Raw genomic sequence first — 18,735 nt, 5'->3', positions numbered from 1 at the left:
AGTCCTCCTTACTTGACGATGAAGGGCAGCAGGCCGATGTGCCGGGCGCGCTTGATGGCCTGGCTCAGCTCGCGCTGCTTCTTGGCGGAAACCGCGGTGATGCGGCTGGGGACGATCTTGCCGCGCTCGGACATGAAGCCCTGCAGCAGACGGACGTCCTTGTAATCGATCTTCGGCGCGTTCTTGCCCGAGAACGGGCAGGACTTGCGGCGGCGGAAGAATGCACGTGCCATGGATCAGTTCTCCCGGTCGCGACGGCGACGCTGGTCGCGGTCGTTCTTGCGCATCATCACGGACGGGCCGGTTTCGTGCTCGTCGACGCGGATGGTCATGTAGCGGATCACGTCTTCGTTGATCTGGGTCTGACGCTCGAGCTCGGCGACGACGTCGCCGGCGCACTCGATGTTCAGCATCACGAAGTGAGCCTTTCGGTTGCGCTTGATCTTGTAGGCGAGGTTCTTGAGGCCCCAGGTCTCGGTCTTGGTGACCTTGCCCTGATTGCTCTCGACGATCTCGGTGGCGGCGGCGGCCAGCGCATCGACCTGCGACTGGCTGAGGTCCTGGCGTGCCAGGAACACGTGCTCGTATAGAGCCACGGGCGCTTCCTTTCATTCATCTAACCGATCGCTGGCTTGTCCGCGGGATTGCGGGGCCCCTCCGGCTTTCTTCAAACTCCCCCGAACAAGGGGAAGGCGCGCCCTTAGCGGATTGGCGGGCAAATGCAAGCGGTTTGGGGGAAGGGCAGTGCGGTTGGGGGTGTGCTGGGGAGCCCACCCCGCTGCGACTAGGCCCTGCGGTGCAGGTCCAAGTCTCGCGGCCCTCCCGCCTGCGGGAGGGCAGACTCGCGCTGCCCCGGCTACGTGGCGCTGATACTCCCCTCCCGCAGGCGGGAGGGGCTGGGGGTGGGCTTTCCAGCGCAGCCTATGGGCTCTCCAACGCAATCTGTCCGCATGACCCCGCAAGGTGACAGGTTGACACGCGTGACACGGTCCAGGGCAAAAACCCGTCACCTTGCGCCTCCGGTGTCACCTTGCCGCCCGAAACCGTCACCTTGCACCGCGAATTTGTCACCTTGCGCGCAGAACCTGTCACCTTGGCCCGGCCCGGTGTCACCCTGTAAACCGCGCGTGTCACCTTGCGGCCCGCGCACAAGCCGCCCGTCCTGCACTAGCCCGTCCCGGCGCAGCGCGGCGCCGATCGCCAGCCCGTCGTCCCAGATCCGCGCAAACTCCGCCCCCAGCCGCGCGCGCAGGCGATAGGCCGACTGCCGGCTCATCCCCACCTCGCGCGCCGCTTTGGCAACCGACCCGCGCAAGGCCAGCACGCGCAGAAAGACGAGGACCTTGTCGCGGGTCCAGCGGTATTCAGCGTTGGACCGGCGGGGCGAGGAAGCGGGAGAGGAGCGGGGCATCCGCGCAGAATACGGTGTGGCATGGGGTGTAGGAAAATGGTTTGGGGGATGCAGCAGGTCAGGCGTTGGCGTCTGATCTGTGCCCAATGCGGTCTTCGATCTGGATCACGGTGCCCCTCAAAGGGGCCACTGAGTGCACGACCTTGCGACTTTGCGGGCATAGGGCTCTTACAAAATTTGGCCACCCGACTATCCATCTGTGAAATTATACTCTGGTCCCAGTCTATTTGCGTCGTAGCAATTTATGTTAAAGCGAAAATGAGGGGGCGGTATAGTGCTTACAAGACGATGGGCTGGCAGGACTTGGGGCACGAACATCGGCAACTTGTTTGTAGTGCTCGATGGAGCCGATGCGGCACTCACTGGTGTACTTCGCATCAATGAACAAGGCGCGGGTATCGCGGTTTACAACGTCGTCGGCTCTTTTGAGGCGCCCACCCTCAAGTTGACGGGGACACCAGCCGGCGAAGTCGAAGGTGTTGAACTGGGCCAATTCGCCGCCACTGGCACGATGAATGCCAAGGGCGAAATACAGGGTGACTGGGAATCGACTATCGGAACGGCTGGCACGTTCGTCCTCTTTCCACATGCCGGCGGTGAACAGCCCGATGAAGTGCAACGAACTGAGCAGTTTCATACTGCCCGCCACAATTTCGGCGCGATTGAGGTTGACCGGGAGCAGGTCATTGAGATTGCCGAGAACATCCGCCGCGAGTTTCCAGCTGTCATCGTTACAGTAGTCGCGGGCACCGAACAGTCGCTCTATCTCGATGACTTCAAAGAGCTCCATTTCGCCGTCGATAGAGCCGAGATCATCAAGGTCTTCGCTCAAAGGCCCGATGGGGCAGGTGCCAATCAGGTCGTCTCAATCGAGTTTGGGCCCCAGATTAATACGGCAATGACCCAGGGAGCGAACGAGGCATGGGTACTCGGTCAGCTTGAAACCTTGAAACGTGATTTAAAGAGGTACGAGCGCACCTACGTCACGAATTTCAAGCGGTGGGGGATCGGCATCAATCAGATTATGCTGCTCGCTGCGATCGTCTTCCTACCGAGCCTCAGCGATCTTTCGGATCGCGCTATCCTGATGGGCATAGTGCTATCTCTAATTGTCGGGGTAAACTGGCTACACTCGCGCTACGTGCCTTTCGCAGACATTCAACTGCGCGAAAAGAAGACAGGTTGGTTAGGGAAGGCGTGGCCTCGAGTGGCTTCTTGGGGGATCGGAATTGTCGCGGCGGTCCTTGAAACTCTGGCAGCCGCCTACTTGCTAGGCGCTCTCGAAATTCCCGCTCCCCCGGTACAACCGCCTAGCGTCGAAACAACGCCATCAAATCTAGGTCAGTAATGGATGGCCCGGCAACTGACGCAATATCGCGGGCCGCTAACTGCGGAGCAGGCCGCAGAGGGAATATCGCTCGCGCGCAAGAACGCTTCCAGGCTGATCGCCGATGCCGAATTGTTGCTTGAAGCGGACCGGCATGCATCCGCGAGCGCACTGGCGATCTTGGCGATTGAGGAACTTGGTAAGGTTCAGATCATCAAGACGCTAGTGCTTCGCGCCGAGGGAGCGGACCTCAAGCAAGGTTGGAAGGAGTATCGCAGTCACCGCGCCAAGAACGTCATGTGGATTCTGCCGAAGCTAGCTGCCGAAGGGGCCCGGACGATGATGCAGCTTCGGGAAGCAACTGACAAAGATGGCGATCACACGGCTATGCTCGATGCGGTCAAACAGCTTTGTTTCTACACCGACTGCTTCAGTGAAAATCCGCGCTGGAGCGACCCGGGCGACGCAGTTGATCCGAGCTTCGCGCCCACGATCATCGAAACCGCCAAAATGCTGAACCGGGAACAGGTCACGACTGCGAGAGAACTTCAGTTGTGGATGGAAATTGTGAAGCCCCATTATGAGAAACCAACCATGGTCGAGGCACTGCTCGCTTTTCAGCGGGAAGTCTTTCGCGAGGGGCTTACAAATACATCGCCTGAATCGCTCGAAGCATTTGTGCACGGCAAGCCAGTATCGGTCCAAGGTCGGAAGGACGAGGACAATCAAACTTAGAGCACTGCAACGGTCGGTTATTCGGCAATCACGATTCCAAAGTGGATAATCCGAAACCGGCCCATTTCAGCCTTGCCTTCTCCCCCACATCACCCGTGAAACGCCACCGGCACCGTAAAGGTCAGCCCGGCGTCGTCCATTTCCGCAGGCGGAATCGGGAAGGGCGCGGCCTTGCGGACGGCTTGCAGCGCCAGCCGGTCGAGCAGGAACTGGCCGCTAGACCCGGTAATCTCGCTTGAGACGAGCGCGCCCTTGCGGTCGATGCGGAAGCGGATGGTGACGGTGCCGGTTCCGGTTGCCCGGCGGGGGCGGGCAGCGAGGATGCGGTGCCATAGCTGCTGGCGATAGGCGTCGAGGCGGTCGGCGTCCGGTGCTGGCCTGCCCGGTGGCGGCGGCGCCATGGTCGGCGCGGCGGCGGGGAGCAACGTGGGTTTCGGTTCGGGGAGCGTGGTCGCGGCGGTGTTCGCCGGTGGCGCGCCGCGTGGGGCCATCGGCAGCGGCGCGGGGTTGTCCTGCGGGGCGGGCCGTGTCTGGGCGAGGCTTGGCTTGTCCGTGGGAGGGGTATTCGATGGAGGCGGCGGCGGGGCGGTCTTTTGCGGTTTGGGCGCGATCGAGATCGATACCAGCGCGGGGTGGTTTCCCGAGGGCAGGAAATCGGGGCCCCGCATTGCGGCAACTACGCCGGCAAGCAGCAGGAGGTTCAACAACAAGCTGCCTGCCAGCGCAGCGCCATTGCGCGTGCGCGAGCCCCGGCCGGGGGCATAGCGGCCGGGGTCCCTGTCCGGGGGAAGAACAGGGCGCACGCGCATGATCAGAACTTCGTGCTCAGACCCAGATTGAACGACCGGCCGCGCCCGGCGACCGGGCGAAGCGTACCGGTGCTGCGGTATTCGCCGATGGCCATGCCGCCCAGCGGCAGGTCGTAGCCCTTGTCGAACAGGTTCGCGGCCTCCACGCTCAGGCGCACACCGGCGAGCGTATAGGCCGCGCGCAGGTTGACGAGGGCGTAGGAGGCGGTCTCCGGTTCGTTGCGGCGCGGGTCCACGCGGTCCTTGCGGTCCACCCATTCGACTTCGCCGCCCAGCTCCAGTGCGCCGGTGCGGTGGGCCACGCCCAGCTTCGCGTTGAGCGGTATCTGGTGATAGAGCGGGAGGTCCTCGGTGAAGTTCTGGCCGTGAACCCAGGCCAGCGACGCGGTGACGAGCGTGCCCTGTTCGCGTGTGCCCGAGACCAGGGCCTCACCCGAAACGTCGACACCGTAGAATTCGGCATCGAGGTTGGCGAACTGCAGCTGCACGAACGGCGTGGGCATGCCCATGGGCGTCGTCAGATCCTGGAGGTAGATCGCGTCGATGTAGTCGTCGACGCGGGTATAATAGGGCGAGACCTTGAAGCTCAGGCCTGCCGCCGGGGCGAAGGACGCGGTGGCGCTGACGGTGTCGGCGCGCTCGGGCTTGAGGTCGAGGTTGCCGACATAGCCGTTGCCGTCGCCGAACCAGCCGATCATCCGGCTCGCCATCGAGCCGCGCCCCCAGGTGTAGCGCTCGTAGAGGTTGGGCGAGCGGGTCTTGTGAGCATAGCCCAGTTCCAGCGCGAGGCTGTCGCTCGGCGCCCAGGTGAGGATGGCCGAACCGCTCCAGTTGTTGTCGTTGCGGCTGCGGTCGCTGGCGTTGAAGGCGTTCGCCGCCATGACGTCGGCCATCTGCATCATCGACGTGCCGTAGGGCTGCACCTCGCCGGTGTTCATCTCGACCCGGTCGTAGCGCACGCCGAAGACGCCAGAGAGCGTCTCGGAGAACCGCGCCTGCCACTCGGCATAGGCGCCGATGCGGTTACGGTAGGCTTCGTTGACGTTCACGAAGGTGTTCGGGCCCATCATCATCGAGCCTTCGACCGGCGGCCAGTAGTCGTCGAGCCACTGGTGGTGGTACTCGACGCCCAGCTTCGCGGTGTGGTTCGCGCTCACCGGGATCTGGAACTTCGCCGCGCTGGTGAAGGTGTGGACCTCGGTGTTCATCGGCATGTCGCCGGGAAGCTTGTCGGCGAGGAAGTTCATCTCGTGGTCGGTGTCGCGGTAGCTGGCCGAAAGATCGACGTCGCCCCAGTCGAACACGCCCCGGTAGCGGCCCTGCACGAACCAGCTCTTGTTGGAGGTCATGTCCATCCACTGGTTGGCGAAGCCTTCGTAGGGGCTGAAGTGATAGCCGCCCTTGATCTCCCACAGGCCCGCCGCGTTCTGCCAGGCGAGGGCGAGCGCATGATCGGTCTTGGCGTATTCGGTGGAGAGGACCTCGCCCTTGCTGCCGCCGCCCTTGTAGTTGTCGCTCTGCGTGTAGGAGCCGGTGTAGGTGGCCGAGAGATTGGTGCCCGCCGCGGTCAGCGTGACCGCGCCGCCGAAGCCGTCGCCGTTCGAGCGGTAGAAGGCCGAGGCCTCTCCGGTCAGCAGCAGCGTGCCGTCGGTGGAAAAGCGCGGTTCGGGCGCGGCGACGGAGATGACGCCGCCGATGTTGTCGCCGCCCATGCTCACCGGCGCGACGCCGGGCACGACCGTCACCGAGGCGATCGTCTGCGGCATCGTGTAGGAGAGCGGCGAGTTCATGTCGTTGGGGCAGGCGGCATCGATCGGCTGGCCATCGACCAGTACCCTGATGCGCTGTTCGGAAAGGCCGCGGATCGAAGGCATCGAGGAGAAGCCGCCACCGCCGTTGACGCTCACGCCGGGAATGGCGGTGAGAATGCCGGCGGTGTCGCTCGACGTCACGTCACCGGCGCGCAGGGTCTCGGCGGAAACACGGGTTTGCGAGAGCGTGGTGCCGGGCTGGACCTGCGCCGAAGTATCGACATCGACGGTGGGCAGGGCGTTGCCCCCGTCCTGGGCATGGGCGTTGGAGGCGAAAAAGACGCAGGTGGTCAGAAGGGCTGCGCGCAGGGCGCGGGTATGCTTGAGCATTGAATATTCCTGAAAATCGCACGGGAAAGCGGCATCGTCCGGCCGACGCGGAGGCGCGCAGGTCCGGCGATGGGCTGTGTCACGGCATTTGCGGTGCGCTCACTTCGCGCAGGCAACGGGCCGGTTTCAGGAAAGGGCTGGCGGTCCTCGCAGCGGAGGTGTGAGAAAGCCGATGCGCGGCAGACGCAGCTGCGGCACGGCCACGAAGCCGAGCGCCATGATGAAGGCCAGCGCGATGACCAGCAGGCCGTCGTCGGTGGCGGACAGCGAATGCATCGACAGCGCGGTGAAGGGGCAGTCCTTCGCCGCCTTGGCATGGTCGCTGCCGGCATCCCCGGCCTTGCCCGGAATGGTCAGCTTCGAGAGCACCCGATCGCCCTGGCCGCCGCAGATCTCGATGGTGATCGACTTCGAATCCGATCCCACCATGTAGCCGGCGGGCACGAACGCCTTCATCGCCAGCGCCAGCGCCAGGATCGTGGCCGCAACCGCAAGGTGCCGGCTCAGGAAGGCTCGAATCGAGTGCATCTGGAAGGGCCCGTATCGCCCTTCGCGGCCAATGTCATCGATTTGCATCAACAAATCGCAGGGCCGTGGTCCCATCCGGGCATCCGGCCCGGCGCCCCCGTCAGTGCATCGCGAGGACGAGATTGCGAACCTGCGGATAGACCTGCTTTTCCCACTTCGAGCCCGAGAACACGCCGTAATGGCCGACGCCGGGCTGCAGGTGGTGACGCTTCAGGTGCGGGCGCAGGCTGGTGCACAGGAGGTGCGCTGCGGCGGTCTGGCCCACCGCGCAGATATCGTCGCGTTCGCCTTCTACAGTGAGCAGCGCGGTCTTGCGGATGGCGCCGCAATCGACCGTCCGGCCGCGGTGCGTCAGTTCGCCCTTGGCGAGCAACGCGCGCTGGAACACCTTGTCGATGGTGTCGAGATAGAACTCGGCGGTGAGGTCGAGCACGGCGAGGTACTCGTCGTAGAAGTCGATGATCTTGGCGGCCTCGGCCTCTTCGATGTCCGCGATGTGCTGGTAGAGCTTGCGGAACTGGCCGACATGGCGGCCCATGTTCATCGACATGAAGGCCATGAGCTGGACGAAGCCGGGATAGACCTTTCGTCCCGCGCCCTTGTAGCGCCACGGTACCGTCTGGATCAGGTTGGCCTCGAACCATTCGAAGGACTGGCCGGTCGCCAGCTCGTTGACGACGGTAGGCGATTCGCGCGTATCGATCGGGCCGCCCATCAGCGTCATCGTGCGCGGCTGGCAGGGGTCGTCGTCCTGCGCCATCACGGCGACGGCAGCCAGCGCCGGGACGCAAGGCTGGCACACAGCCAGCAGATGAGCCCCGCGTCCGGCTGCCGGGTCGCCGATCTCCTGCAGGAACCGGATGAGGTAGTCGACGTAGTCCTCGAAGCCGAATTCGCCTGCGGACAAGGGCACGTCGCGCGCATTCTTCCAGTCGGTGATATAGACGTCGTGATCGCTAAGCAGGGTCTCGACAGTATTGCGCAGCAGCGTCGCGAAGTGGCCGGAGAGCGGCGCGACGACGAGAATTTTCGGTTGCGGAACAGTGACTTCCGGCTTGGCGAAATGCAGAAGGTCGCCGAAAGGCATGTCCAGCGCCACTTCCTCGCGAACTTCCACCATCTCGTTCCCGCAGAGCACTTCGGTAATGCCGTAAGGCGGGCGCTTGTGGGTGATCTTGGATTTGTCGAACACTTCGGCGAGCGCGAAGAACCGGCGCGCGAACGGCATGCTGTCGGCATCGCCCAGGAAGCGATCGCGAAATCCAGTGGCCGCGCGTGCTGTAATCCGCGCGGGTGCCATCATGTCACAATAGGCCTGATATGCCTGATAGAGCACGTGCAACATTCCTCCGACCGGCCAAATCCGCCCCGATTCATGAAAGGTGGATCGATTGGGCTGGATTCATGCTGCGCTGCATCATAAGCTGATGCAAGCAAAAGACGGCAACGGAGGTGAAGTCGATGTCCGGCGATGAAGCGATCGGGGCGACGCTCACGATTTCCAGCAAGACGTATTCGGCATGGTCGCTCCGCGGCTGGCTGCTGTGCAAGCTCGCCGGGCTCGAGGTGGTCGAGCAACAGGTTGCCAACGATGCGGCCAATCGGGCCGAACTGTTGCTGTTGTCTCCGTCCGTACTGGTTCCGCGCCTCAGCTACATGGGGGCGAGCGTATGGGATACGCTGGCGATCGCGGAATTCCTCAACGAACAGTTTCCCGAAGCGCACATGCTTCCGGCCGAGACGATCGCGCGAGCGCACTGCCGGTCCATTTCGGGGGAGATCCATTCGGGATTCACCAACCTGCGTTCGGCTTTGCCGATGAACCTTAAGGTGCGCCATACCAGTTTTCCGGTTTTTTCCGGTGCGCGGCCCGACATCGAACGGATCGAAGCGATCTGGACCGACTGCCTGGAAAGATATGGGGGGCCGTTCCTGTTCGGGAAGGAGCCGACCGTCGCCGATGCGATGTACGCCCCGGTGGCCACCCGCTTCGTTACCTATGCTGTCTCGTTGTCCGAACCGTGCGAGGCCTATTGCCAGACCATCGCCGAGTGGAAGCCGATGAAGGAATGGGCAGCTGCTGCGCGCGCCGAGCCTGAAGAGATGGAGGAACTCGACGTCGAGTTCTGATCCGTTCGCCGATGCTGCCCAATGTTGGAAGCGCGTTCCGACCATGTGTGGTCGCGGAACACGCGTCGGTGTCTCGAAAATGAAAGTGACCCGGCGGACTTGATGCCCGCCGGGTGCTTTCGGGACCTGGTGTGGTCTCGCTGGGGATTACTTCAGCAGGCTCAGGACGTTCTGCTGGGCCTGGTTGGCCTGAGCGAGCATCGCGGTGGAAGCCTGTGAGAGAATCTGCGATTTGGCCATGGCCGTCGTTTCGAGGGAATAGTCGGCATCCTCGATCCGCGAACGGGCATCGGACAAGTTGGTCACGTTGCTGGTGAGGTTGGTAATCGCCGATTCCAGACGGTTCTGACCAGCGCCGAGAGCGGCGCGGGTGGCATTCACGTCCTTGAGGGCGCTGTCGACGTTGTCGAGGGTGGTCTGCGCCATCGTCGAAGTCGAGACGTCGAGCGCGGAAGAGTCGAGGTTGGTGCCGTCGATGGCCTTGGAGGTGAGCGTAACGGACTCGCCTGAGTTGGCGCCGGTCTGGATATTGAAGGTGACATCGGTGCCCGTGGCGGTCGAGAACAGCGTGTTGCCGTTGAAGGTCGTCTGCGAAAGCACGTCGTCGATCTGTTCCGTCAGCGCGGAAACTTCGGACTGCATCGCCGCACGGTCAACGTCCTGGTAGGTGCCCGACGAGGACTGGACAGCCAGTTCGCGGACGCGCTGCAGCATGTTGGTGACTTCCGAGAGGGCGCCGTCTGCTGTCTGGGCGAGCGAGATGCCGTCGTTTGCGTTGCGGACGCCCTGGTTCATGCCCTTGATGAGCGAAGTCATCGAAGTGGCGATAGCGAGGCCGGCGGCGTCATCCTTGGAAGAGTTGATGCGCTTGCCGGTGGAAAGACGCTCCATCGAGGTGCCGAGAGACTTGTTGGCGAAGATGGAAGCATTCGAAGCGCGAATGGCGCTGATGTTCGTGTTGATAACAGCCATGATTAATTCCCCAGTTTTCAGTCGCTTCGGAGCGCCTATTGGGGGCGCCCTTCGGACAAGGAGGAGAACGGATGGAACACGGGCCGTTTAAGGCCGCAGGATGAATCGGCCTGATCTCGCGAGCGCCGGCAGTTAGCAATCGAGGTGAAAAATCCTGCAATTTCGCAGGTTTCGCGTCGCGGCACTTGATTGGTGCAAAAAACCTCCGCATGCCCTGTTGTTCGCCCTTCAGGCACGGGGAAATACGCGTTCATGCCATCCGGTCTAGTTGCACTTCTTGACGACGTTTCGGTCATTGCTCGCGCGGCCTCCGCCTCTCTCGACGATGTCGGGGCCGGCGTTGCCAAGGCGGGCACCAAGGCGGCGGGCGTCGTGATCGACGATGCCGCGGTGACGCCCGGCTATGTCACCGGGTTTACGCCGGACCGCGAACTGCCGATCATCTGGAAGATCACCAAGGGCAGCCTGCGCAACAAGCTGCTGATCCTGTTGCCGCTGGCTCTGCTCCTGAGTGCGCTACTGCCCGAGGCGATCATTCCCGTCCTGATGCTGGGCGGCTGCTATCTTTCTTTCGAAGGCGCCGAAAAGGTGATCGAGAAACTGGGCGGCGCCAAGCATGGCGAGACCCTGGAGGATCCGATCGAGGACCCCGCCAGCTTCGAAGCTGCACGCGTGTCGGGTGCGATCCGTACGGACCTGATCCTGTCTGCGGAGATCATGGCGATCTCGCTGTCCCAGGTAGAGGACACCACGCTGCTGACGCGGGCCGTCGCCCTCGCGTTGGTCGGCATCCTCATCACGGTGGGCGTCTATGGCGCCGTGGCGCTGATCGTGAAAATGGACGATGTCGGGCTGCATCTGGCGCGCAAGCCCGGCGCAACGGCGCAAGCATTTGGCCGAGTCCTGTTGAGGGCAATGCCGGTCGTGCTCAAGTTGCTGGGCAGTGTCGGCACGTTGGCGATGCTGTGGGTCGGCGGCGGGATCATCCTGCATGGACTGGAAGAACTGGGCCTCCCCCAGCCCGCACACATCGTCCATGGCATCGAGCATGGCCTCGCGGAGGCCACCGGTTCGCTTGGCGGCGTGATCGGATGGCTCGGCTATGCCGCCGCATCCGCGCTCGTCGGACTGGTGCTGGGCGCGGCTATCGCGGTCGGCATGCACGTGATCGGTCACATGCGAAGCAAGTCGCACGAATAGCCGCGCCCGGGGTCAGAATTCGCTCCAGTCGTTATCCGCTTCGTGGATCGCTGCCGGCTTCAGTGCGAGGGCCCCCGCGGTCCGCACCGGCGCTGACGCAAGGCCTGCGGGTCTGCCGTGCGCGGGCGCAGCAAATGCCGTGCGTTGCGTACCGCACAGCTTGAACATCTTCACGAGCCTTGCAAGCTCTTCCGCCTGCTGTGCCAGATTGCGCGCTGCAGCGGTCGCCTGTTCGACCATTGCCGCGTTCTGCTGGGTCATGCGGTCCATGTCGCTGACAGCCGAGTTGACCTGGCTGAGCTGTCCCGCCTGCTGCTGTGACAATTCGGAAATCTCGGCGGCGAGGCCGGTGATGCCGCTGACCTTTTCCGCGATGCGGTTGAACACGTCGCCGGTTCTTCCAACGAGCGTGACGCCGCGCTCGACCTGCTTTTCGGAATCGCCGATCAGGTCCTTGATGCTCTGGGCGGCTTCGGCCGAGCGCTGGGCGAGGGCGCGCACCTCCGTGGCGACCACGGCAAAACCCTTGCCGGCATCGCCGGCGCGGGCCGCTTCTACGCCTGCGTTCAGTGCGAGAAGATTGGTCTGGAAGGCGATGGAATCGATGACGTTCACGAACGACCCGATCTCCTGCGAGGATTTCTGGATGCCGTCCATGGCCGCGACGGCGTCCTCGACGACCTTGCCGCCTTCGCGCGCTTCGGCTTCGGCTTCGCTGACGGACCGGTTGACCTGGCTGGCGCCTTGCGCGGCGGTCTGAACGCCGGAGGTCAACTGGTTCAGGGCGGCTGCCGATTCCTCCAGGGCCGCGGCCTGGCTCTCGGTGCGCCGGGACAGATCGTCGCTGGCGCTGCGGATCTCGGAAGCTCCGACGTTGACTTGCTCGGAGGTCGCGGCGACCCCGCCGAGTGCATCGGAAATGCTTTCGCGCATTACCGAGAAATCGCGTTCTATCTGCTCGAATTCCTTCGGCAGTCCGCCGAGTTCGGCCGTCAGGTCGCCCTTGGAAACGTCTTCCAGTGCATTCGAAAGACTGCGCAGGGTAACGTCGCGACTGTGATCCTTGGCGGTGAGATAGGCGGACGTCGCCAGCTCCATGTCGAGCAGCGCCATCTTGATCAGCGTACCGATCTTGCGCGCCTTCGCCTTGCCAAGGGCGCCACCGATGGAATGGCTCAGTTCGCGCTCGACCAGTTCGGCAAGGATGCTGGCATAGCCGCCGATGTAGAACGCCGGTTCCAGGCCGATGCGGGCGTGCGTCTGGCCGATCCTTTCGGCGCGGTCGAGATAGGCTTGATTCACCGAGCCCGAAAAGAGGTCGATCCAGTGCTTCAGCTGCCGCGAGCGGGCGCTGTCCATGAGTTGGCGCGAAGGAAAGAAGCTCGCGCGGGCGGGGTCGGCGCGAACCTCGTCGTAGAACCGGTCGAGAATCTTAGGAGCATGGCGTTCGATGGATTTGCCGATGCCCTCGAAGCGGGAAAAATCCTCCGCATCCAGCGAGAAGGAGCGGAGTTTGGCGGAAATGTCGGTGGGGGGCGGCTTCAATGTACGAGTCCTCGTTTGCTAGGCGAGGCGTCAATAGGACGGGCATTGGATAACGTAGGTATCTCGAACCCTAGGTATTCGTCCCGAATTTACCGCTTTGTAGCCCTTGCCGGAGCGAGCTGTCGCGTTCGGGCATACGGAAATGCGCGTCCGTTTGCCTGCTGTGACCGGCGCTTGAAATCACTCTGCGGCGTGAGAAAGGATGCCCGCTGCGAATGCCGTCAACGTATCGTCGCGCGCGCCCATCACCACGACCCGATCGCCCGCCTTCGCGATTTCGGCGATGCGGCGGCCGCAGTCTTCGCGCGAAGGGATGTATTCCGCACGGCCGCCTGCCTCTTCGATCAGCCGGACGATGCGCTCGCTGCCTTCGGAGCGATCTACCGTGCCGCCGAAGTAGACCGGGTCGCACAGGATCGTGACGTCGTCGGGTCCCAGCTTGCGGGCGAAGACTTCCGCCAACTCCTCGCCCATCTGGCGCAGGGGCCCGTACCCGTGGGGCTGGAAGAAGGCGATGACCCGGCCCGGGTGGGCTTTCAGTGTCGCCAGCGTGGCGGAAACCTTGTCCGGGTTGTGGCCGAAGTCGTCGATCACGGTCACGCCTGCATCGTTTGTGCCGACGATGTCGAAGCGGCGGGCGAGCCCTGCGAAGCTCCCGAGAGCGGCCACCGCTTCGGCTACCGACACGCCAGCGGCATTGGCGGCGGCGATGGCGGCGAGGGCATTGTAGAGGTTGTGGCGGCCCGGGACCTTGAGCGCCAGTGCGTGGCTGCTGCCGTCGCGGCGGTCGAGCACGGTGGCGGTGAGGGTGGTCGGGTTCTCCACGACATCGACCGCGCCGATCTGGGCATCCGGAGAGGTGATTCCGAACGTCACCTGCGCCCTGGCCCGCGCGGCGAGGGCGGCGGTTTCGGCATCGTCGAGGTTTACCGCGGCGACATCGGCGCGCGCCACGAAGTCGCCGAAGAGCTGGCGCAGTTCCTCCAGGCTCTTGTGATCGAGGCTGACGTTGCCCAGCACGGCGACCCTGGGCCGGTAAAGCGCAATCGATCCGTCGCTTTCATCGACTTCGGATACGAAGACATCGCCCTTGCCGACGCGCGCGCTGGCGAAGGGGGCATCGGGGGCGACGAAGTTCTTCATCACCGCGCCGTTCATGATGGTGGGATCGCGGCCCGCCTGCGTCATGATCCAGCCGATCATGCCGGTTACCGTCGACTTGCCCGAGGTGCCGCCGATGGCGATGCCAAAGGGCGCCGCATTGAACAGCGTCGCCAGCAATTCGGCCCTGCTCATCCGCGCGCAGCTTAGGTCTTTCGCGCGCACGACTTCGGGCACGGTGTCTTCCACCGCCGCCGAAGCAACGAGTGTCTGGTCCGCCGAAGTCATCCCGCTGCCGTCCTGCGGGAACAGCTCGAAACCCAGGCTTTCGAGCCAGGCGAACTTTTCCGGTGTGCGCCCCTGATCGCGGCTGCGGTCGGACCCTGCGACCTGCGCGCCTTGTCCCTTGAGGATCAGTGCGAGGGGCAGCATTCCCGATCCGCCGATGCCGCAGAAGAACCAGGGGTGATCGGTGAGAGCGGGCGCGTTCGTCATGCCCGCTTCGGTATGCGGCCTTGCTCCGTCTGACAACCACGATAGGAAGCGGATATGGCCCGTATCGCAGTTTGTGCACCGTCCACCCCGATCACCCGCGAAGACGCGGACCGCGTGCTGGCGCTCGCCGGCGCTGAGTTTCCCGACCTGACGCTGGATATCCATCCGCAGTGCTTCGCGACGCAGGGGCACTTTGCCGGCAGCGACGAGGAGCGCCTGTCGGCATTCCTCGAATGCGCGAACGATCCGCAGGTGGACGCCGTCTGGTTCGCGCGCGGCGGCTATGGGGCCTGCCGGATAGCCGAAGACTCGATTGCGCGCCTGACCCATGCAGCGCAGGACAAGCTGTTCCTCGGCTATTCGGACGGCGGATACATGCTCGGCGGCCTCTACCGCGAGCGGATCGGCAAGCCAGTCCATGCGCCCATGCTGGCCGATATTCGGCGCGATGGGGGCGAAGAGGCGATCCGCCGGACACTGGCCTTTCTTTCGGGAGACCGCGCGGGGCTCGAACCGTCACTGGCGCAAGAGAAACACCCCGTCGTCGCCTTCAACCTGATGACGCTCGCCATGCTGGGGGGAACACGACTGATGCCGGGGCTGGCCGGCCACGTGGTGATGGTCGAGGAGGTCTCTGAATATCTCTATGCGGTGGATCGGCTGTTCTTCCATCTGACAGCACATTTGGGCGGCGTTGCCGGGTTGCGACTGGGCCGGGTCAGCGACGTGCCGGAAAACGACCGTCCGTTCGGCAGCGAAGCTACGGACATCGCGCGCTACTGGTGCGAGCGCCACGCCATTCCTTTTCTGGGCGAGGCCGATATCGGCCACGACTCAGCCAATAGGATAGTTCCGTTCGGCTGACGTCCGGCGCACCATCGTCTCGAAAAGAAGAATGAGAGAGACGATGCTGAACCTGCCGATCCGCCAGATCGCCTATTTCGTGCCCGATATCCGCGCAGCCGCGCAGGCGCATGCCGAGGCATTCGGGTCCGGTCCCTATTTCGTGGCCGACAACATCCCGCTCATGCGTTCGGTCCATCGCGGCGTGGAGCGGCCGCTCGATCACTCCAGCGCCTATGGCCAGTGGGGCGAGGTGATGATCGAGTTCTGCCAGCAAAACAATCCCGGCCCCTCGGCCTTTCACGATGTCTATCCCGAGGGCTCGGGGCGGACGGGGCTGCACCACGTTGCCCTGTTCGTCGAGGACGTGGCGGAGGCGGCGGAGACCTGGAAGGCGCAGGGCCACGACATCGCGCTCGATGCAACGATGAACGACGGCTTCCGCTATGTCTTCGTCGATACCGTGCAGCGCTACGGGCACATGCTCGAACTCTATGCCCCGCTACCGGCCCTGACCGACTTCTATGCGCTCGTGCGCGCCAGTGCCGGAGACATGTCGCAGGGCGTGTTGAGGGATATCGCCTTGGGCTGAAGCTGGTTAACGATTGCTACACGGGGCTTGCCCTCGGGCCGCGAGAGCAATAAGCGCTGCCGCTTTCCTCGTCTGGACAGGTTCCGCCAAGGGACGAGGGTCGCCAACCCCCGCGAGGATGGAGGACATAAACAATGCGAGCATTCGTATTTCCGGGACAAGGAAGCCAGAAAGTCGGCATGGGTGCCGAACTCGCAGCGGCCAGTGCCGTGGCCCGCGAGGTTTTCGAGGAAGTCGATGACGCTCTGGGCCAGAACCTTTTCAAGGTGATGACGGACGGTCCCGAAGATCAGCTGACCCTGACCGAAAACGCCCAACCGGCGATCATGGCCAATGCCATTGCGGTACTGCGCGTGCTCGAAAAGGAAGGTGGCATCGCGCTGGCCGACAAGGCGGACTTCGTCGCCGGTCACTCGCTGGGCGAATATACCGCGCTCTGTGCTGCCGGAGCCTTCAGCCTTGCCGACACGGCGCGTCTGCTCAAGCTGCGCGGCCAGTCGATGCAGGCTGCCGTTCCGGTAGGCGTCGGCGCCATGGCCGCGCTGCTGGGTGCCGACATCGAAAAGGCCACCGCGCTTGCCGAAGCGGCAGCCGAAGGCCAGGTCTGCACGGTCGCCAACGACAACGATCCCACGCAGGTCGTGCTGTCGGGCCACAAGGAAGCGATCGAGCGCGCCGTTGCCATGGTCAAGGATCACGGCATCAAGCGCGGCATGCTGCTGCCCGTCTCCGCGCCGTTCCACTGCCCGCTGATGCAACCCGCCGCCGAAGCGATGGCCGAAGCCCTCGACAAGACGCGTCCGGGCACACTGCGCGTTGCCCTCTTCGCCAATGTCACGGCGAGCGTGGTGACGGACCCTGCCGAAGTGCAGCGCCTGCTGGTCGAACAGGTCACCGGCCGCGTCCGCTGGCGCGAGAGTGCCATCGCCATGAAGGACGCCGGGGTGGAGAGCTTCGTCGAGCTCGGCGGCAAGGTCGTCGGCCCGATGATCAAGCGGTCCGCAGGCGAAGTCGACGTGACGGCGGCCCTGTCGATGGAAGACGTCGAGGCGCTGGCCAAGGCGCTCTGATCGCGTCTAGAAGCTCTGGCCATGTGGGATGAGCGTTTCAGCGAGCCGGGTCATGCCTACGGCACCGAACCCAACGATTTCCTTCGCGAACGCGTGGGAGATCTGAAGCGCGCGCGCTGCCTGTGCATTGCCGAAGGGCAGGGGCGCAACGCGGTCTGGCTGGCCGGGCAGGGATTCGATGTCACGGCGATGGACCAGTCACCCGTGGGTCTGCAAAAGGCCCGGGAACTGGCGAAGGATCGCGGCGTGTCGATCGCCACGCAAGTTGCCGATCTCGTCGACTACGACATGGGCGAGGGCGCTTGGGACAGCATCGTCTCCGTATTCTGCCATCTGCCACCTGATCTCCGCCGGTCCGTCCATGCACGGATCGTCAATGCCCTTGCGCCGGGCGGCACCCTCCTTCTGGAAGCCTACACGCCGGACAAGTACGATTATCCCGGCGTTGGCGGGCCACCGCGCGACCAGCTTGAACGCACTTTCACCCGAGCCATGCTGCTCGACGATTTCAAGGACCTCGAGATCATTCACGCAGCCGAGACGGTGCGCGAAGTCAACGAGGGCAAATATCATCATGGCCGCAGTGCGGTCGTTCAATTCCTCGCGAAAAAGCCTGGAGAATAGGAATGAGCATGTTCGACCTTCACGGAATGACGGCCCTGGTAACCGGCGCGTCGGGCGGGATCGGTTCGTCGATCGCGCGCGGCCTGGCCGCCCAGGGCGCGCGTCTGGTGGTCTCTGGCTCGAATGCCGAGAAGCTGCGCGTGTTCCGAGACGAGCTCGACGAGCACACGCCGCAGCACCTGCAGGAAGTGGATCACGTCGCCATCGCCTGCAACCTCTCCGATCCCGAGCAGGTCGAAAAACTGGTCCCGGCCGCGCTCGATACGCTCGGCAAGATCGATATTCTCGTGAACAATGCCGGCATCACCCGCGACAATCTCGCCATGCGGATGAAGGACGAGGAATGGGATGCGGTGATCCGCGTGAACCTCGAATCCACCTTCCGCCTGATGCGGGCTGTGACCAAGCCGATGATGAAGGCGCGCTTCGGCCGTATCATCAACATCACCTCGATCGTCGGCACCACCGGCAATCCGGGGCAGATGAACTACTGCGCGGCCAAGGGCGGCATCACCGCCATGTCCAAGAGCCTCGCGCAGGAACTGGCGACCCGCAACGTCACGGTGAACTGCGTCGCTCCGGGCTTCATCCGCACCGCGATGACCGATGTGCTGCCCGATGCGCAGAAGGAAGCGCTCAACACCAAGATTCCCGCCGGCCGCATGGGCGAGGGCGAGGACATCGCCGCTGCCACCGTGTTCCTCGCCAGCAAGGAAGCCGGCTACATCACCGGCCAGACGATCCACGTGAATGGCGGCATGGTGATGGTCTGAAAAAAGGTCTGGCGGTAAGGCTCAGGCGTGGGCCTTGCCGCTTTCGTCATAGATTCCGGCATCGAGTTCCCTGGCCAGCTTGCCGGCCAGCGGCAGGATCGTGTCGTCCTTGCTCTCCGGGGCTGCGAAGCGGATCGTGCCCTCCGGTGTCCAGAACATGGTACGCATCCATGTCTGGCAGTCCTGACGGTAGACTTCGGCGTCGCCGCCGCGGTTGGGCAGGGTGACGACGTCTTCCGTCAGCGGGTTGGCTGCGGCGGCATCGCCGGTTGCCATCCGGATGCCGTCGATACGACCTACGGCTTCGGCCCATTCCTCCAACGTGATGGCGGTAAGGTTGCCTTCGGCGTCCTGCCGTTGGATGTGAAGATTCTCGACCAAGTGTCTCGTCTCCCGTAGTTCCGTCCGTTCGCGAGATGTTCACGCCGCGGACGTTCCG

The 18,735-nt window shown here is 63.8% G+C and carries 20 protein-coding genes; 9 read left to right on the top strand and 11 right to left on the bottom strand.

Going from position 1 to position 18,735, the window contains the following annotated elements; genetic code table 11:
* Positions 1 to 8 precede the first annotated feature (8 nt).
* The 3 genes from rpsR to LK12_RS13395 all read right to left on the bottom strand — a co-directional run bounded on the left by rpsR (position 9) and on the right by LK12_RS13395 (position 1,411).
* Entirely contained in the window at positions 9 to 233 is a 225-nt protein-coding gene (gene rpsR / locus LK12_RS13405) for a 30S ribosomal protein S18 (RefSeq protein ID WP_039284546.1), read from the bottom strand.
* Positions 234 to 236: 3 nt separating this feature from the next.
* On the bottom strand, positions 237 to 596 hold the full coding sequence (rpsF, locus tag LK12_RS13400; RefSeq protein ID WP_039284541.1) for a 30S ribosomal protein S6: 360 nt from the start codon (positions 594 to 596) through the stop codon (positions 237 to 239).
* A 410-nt stretch (positions 597 to 1,006) separates the two neighbouring features.
* On the bottom strand, positions 1,007 to 1,411 hold the full coding sequence (locus LK12_RS13395) for a hypothetical protein (protein WP_156135474.1): 405 nt from the start codon (positions 1,409 to 1,411) through the stop codon (positions 1,007 to 1,009).
* A gap of 334 nt (positions 1,412 to 1,745) precedes the next feature.
* On the opposite strand from LK12_RS13395, the gene LK12_RS13390 reads away from it, so the two are divergent.
* Together LK12_RS13390 and LK12_RS13385 are read left to right on the top strand one after the other, a co-directional pair.
* A complete protein-coding gene (locus LK12_RS13390) occupies positions 1,746 to 2,759 on the top strand; it encodes a hypothetical protein (RefSeq protein ID WP_039284538.1) in 1,014 nt (337 codons plus the stop codon).
* Positions 2,760 to 2,762: 3 nt separating this feature from the next.
* Positions 2,763 to 3,473 carry an AbiV family abortive infection protein gene (locus tag LK12_RS13385; protein WP_039284536.1) on the top strand — a complete coding sequence of 237 codons (711 nt, stop codon included), beginning with the start codon at positions 2,763 to 2,765 and terminating at the stop codon, positions 3,471 to 3,473.
* 89 nt (positions 3,474 to 3,562) lie between these two features.
* On the opposite strand, the gene LK12_RS13380 is transcribed toward LK12_RS13385, so the two are convergent.
* The 4 genes from LK12_RS13380 to LK12_RS13365 all read right to left on the bottom strand — a co-directional run bounded on the left by LK12_RS13380 (position 3,563) and on the right by LK12_RS13365 (position 8,296).
* Positions 3,563 to 4,282 carry an energy transducer TonB family protein gene (locus LK12_RS13380; protein ID WP_039284535.1) on the bottom strand — a complete coding sequence of 240 codons (720 nt, stop codon included), beginning with the start codon at positions 4,280 to 4,282 and terminating at the stop codon, positions 3,563 to 3,565.
* A gap of 2 nt (positions 4,283 to 4,284) precedes the next feature.
* Positions 4,285 to 6,423, bottom strand: coding sequence for a TonB-dependent receptor plug domain-containing protein (locus LK12_RS13375; RefSeq protein WP_039284534.1), 2,139 nt, complete (start codon positions 6,421 to 6,423; stop codon positions 4,285 to 4,287).
* Positions 6,424 to 6,549: 126 nt separating this feature from the next.
* A complete protein-coding gene (locus LK12_RS13370) occupies positions 6,550 to 6,999 on the bottom strand; it encodes a DUF2946 family protein (RefSeq protein ID WP_052223382.1) in 450 nt (149 codons plus the stop codon).
* 52 nt (positions 7,000 to 7,051) lie between these two features.
* Positions 7,052 to 8,296: a polyhydroxyalkanoate depolymerase gene (locus LK12_RS13365; protein ID WP_039284532.1), complete on the bottom strand. Its 1,245-nt coding sequence runs from the start codon at positions 8,294 to 8,296 to the stop codon at positions 7,052 to 7,054.
* Between the two features lie 116 nt (positions 8,297 to 8,412).
* On the opposite strand from LK12_RS13365, the gene LK12_RS13360 reads away from it, so the two are divergent.
* Positions 8,413 to 9,081, top strand: a complete 669-nt coding sequence (locus tag LK12_RS13360) for a glutathione S-transferase (protein WP_039284529.1) — start codon at positions 8,413 to 8,415, stop codon at positions 9,079 to 9,081.
* A 147-nt stretch (positions 9,082 to 9,228) separates the two neighbouring features.
* Here the strand turns inward: LK12_RS13360 and LK12_RS13355 are convergent, their stop codons facing one another.
* Positions 9,229 to 10,053 (bottom strand): flagellin N-terminal helical domain-containing protein, encoded by an 825-nt coding sequence (locus LK12_RS13355; protein WP_039284526.1) that lies wholly within the window; start codon positions 10,051 to 10,053, stop codon positions 9,229 to 9,231.
* A 252-nt stretch (positions 10,054 to 10,305) separates the two neighbouring features.
* Between LK12_RS13355 and LK12_RS13350 the strand changes: the two genes are divergently transcribed.
* Complete coding sequence (locus tag LK12_RS13350) at positions 10,306 to 11,253, top strand: DUF808 domain-containing protein (RefSeq protein ID WP_039284524.1); 948 nt, start codon at positions 10,306 to 10,308, stop codon at positions 11,251 to 11,253.
* 12 nt (positions 11,254 to 11,265) lie between these two features.
* On the opposite strand, the gene LK12_RS13345 is transcribed toward LK12_RS13350, so the two are convergent.
* Both LK12_RS13345 and LK12_RS13340 read right to left on the bottom strand, forming a co-directional pair.
* Positions 11,266 to 12,798, bottom strand: a complete 1,533-nt coding sequence (locus LK12_RS13345) for a globin-coupled sensor protein (RefSeq protein ID WP_039284521.1) — start codon at positions 12,796 to 12,798, stop codon at positions 11,266 to 11,268.
* Positions 12,799 to 12,978: 180 nt separating this feature from the next.
* The gene (locus tag LK12_RS13340) at positions 12,979 to 14,394 is read right to left on the bottom strand and encodes a glutamate ligase domain-containing protein (RefSeq protein ID WP_039284517.1); all 1,416 of its coding nucleotides are present in this window, start codon (positions 14,392 to 14,394) and stop codon (positions 12,979 to 12,981) included.
* Positions 14,395 to 14,448: 54 nt separating this feature from the next.
* On the opposite strand from LK12_RS13340, the gene LK12_RS13335 reads away from it, so the two are divergent.
* The 5 genes from LK12_RS13335 to fabG all read left to right on the top strand — a co-directional run bounded on the left by LK12_RS13335 (position 14,449) and on the right by fabG (position 18,296).
* Positions 14,449 to 15,258 carry an LD-carboxypeptidase gene (locus LK12_RS13335; protein WP_039284514.1) on the top strand — a complete coding sequence of 270 codons (810 nt, stop codon included), beginning with the start codon at positions 14,449 to 14,451 and terminating at the stop codon, positions 15,256 to 15,258.
* Between the two features lie 31 nt (positions 15,259 to 15,289).
* Positions 15,290 to 15,829 carry a VOC family protein gene (locus LK12_RS13330; RefSeq protein WP_231568344.1) on the top strand — a complete coding sequence of 180 codons (540 nt, stop codon included), beginning with the start codon at positions 15,290 to 15,292 and terminating at the stop codon, positions 15,827 to 15,829.
* Positions 15,830 to 15,963: 134 nt separating this feature from the next.
* The gene (fabD, locus tag LK12_RS13325) at positions 15,964 to 16,899 is read left to right on the top strand and encodes an ACP S-malonyltransferase (protein WP_039284509.1); all 936 of its coding nucleotides are present in this window, start codon (positions 15,964 to 15,966) and stop codon (positions 16,897 to 16,899) included.
* Positions 16,900 to 16,920: 21 nt separating this feature from the next.
* Positions 16,921 to 17,523, top strand: a complete 603-nt coding sequence (locus LK12_RS13320; protein ID WP_039284507.1) for a class I SAM-dependent methyltransferase — start codon at positions 16,921 to 16,923, stop codon at positions 17,521 to 17,523.
* An 8-nt stretch (positions 17,524 to 17,531) separates the two neighbouring features.
* Entirely contained in the window at positions 17,532 to 18,296 is a 765-nt protein-coding gene (gene fabG, locus LK12_RS13315; protein WP_039285334.1) for a 3-oxoacyl-[acyl-carrier-protein] reductase, read from the top strand.
* Positions 18,297 to 18,317: 21 nt separating this feature from the next.
* On the opposite strand, the gene LK12_RS13310 is transcribed toward fabG, so the two are convergent.
* Positions 18,318 to 18,677 carry a hypothetical protein gene (locus LK12_RS13310; RefSeq protein WP_039284504.1) on the bottom strand — a complete coding sequence of 120 codons (360 nt, stop codon included), beginning with the start codon at positions 18,675 to 18,677 and terminating at the stop codon, positions 18,318 to 18,320.
* Positions 18,678 to 18,735: the final 58 nt, after the last annotated feature.

The organism is Novosphingobium malaysiense (assembly GCF_000802225.1).
GTDB lineage: Bacteria > Pseudomonadota > Alphaproteobacteria > Sphingomonadales > Sphingomonadaceae > Novosphingobium > Novosphingobium malaysiense.
The sequence above is the reverse complement of the archived record's forward strand: the minus strand, read 5'-3'. Positions and strand labels throughout refer to the sequence as shown.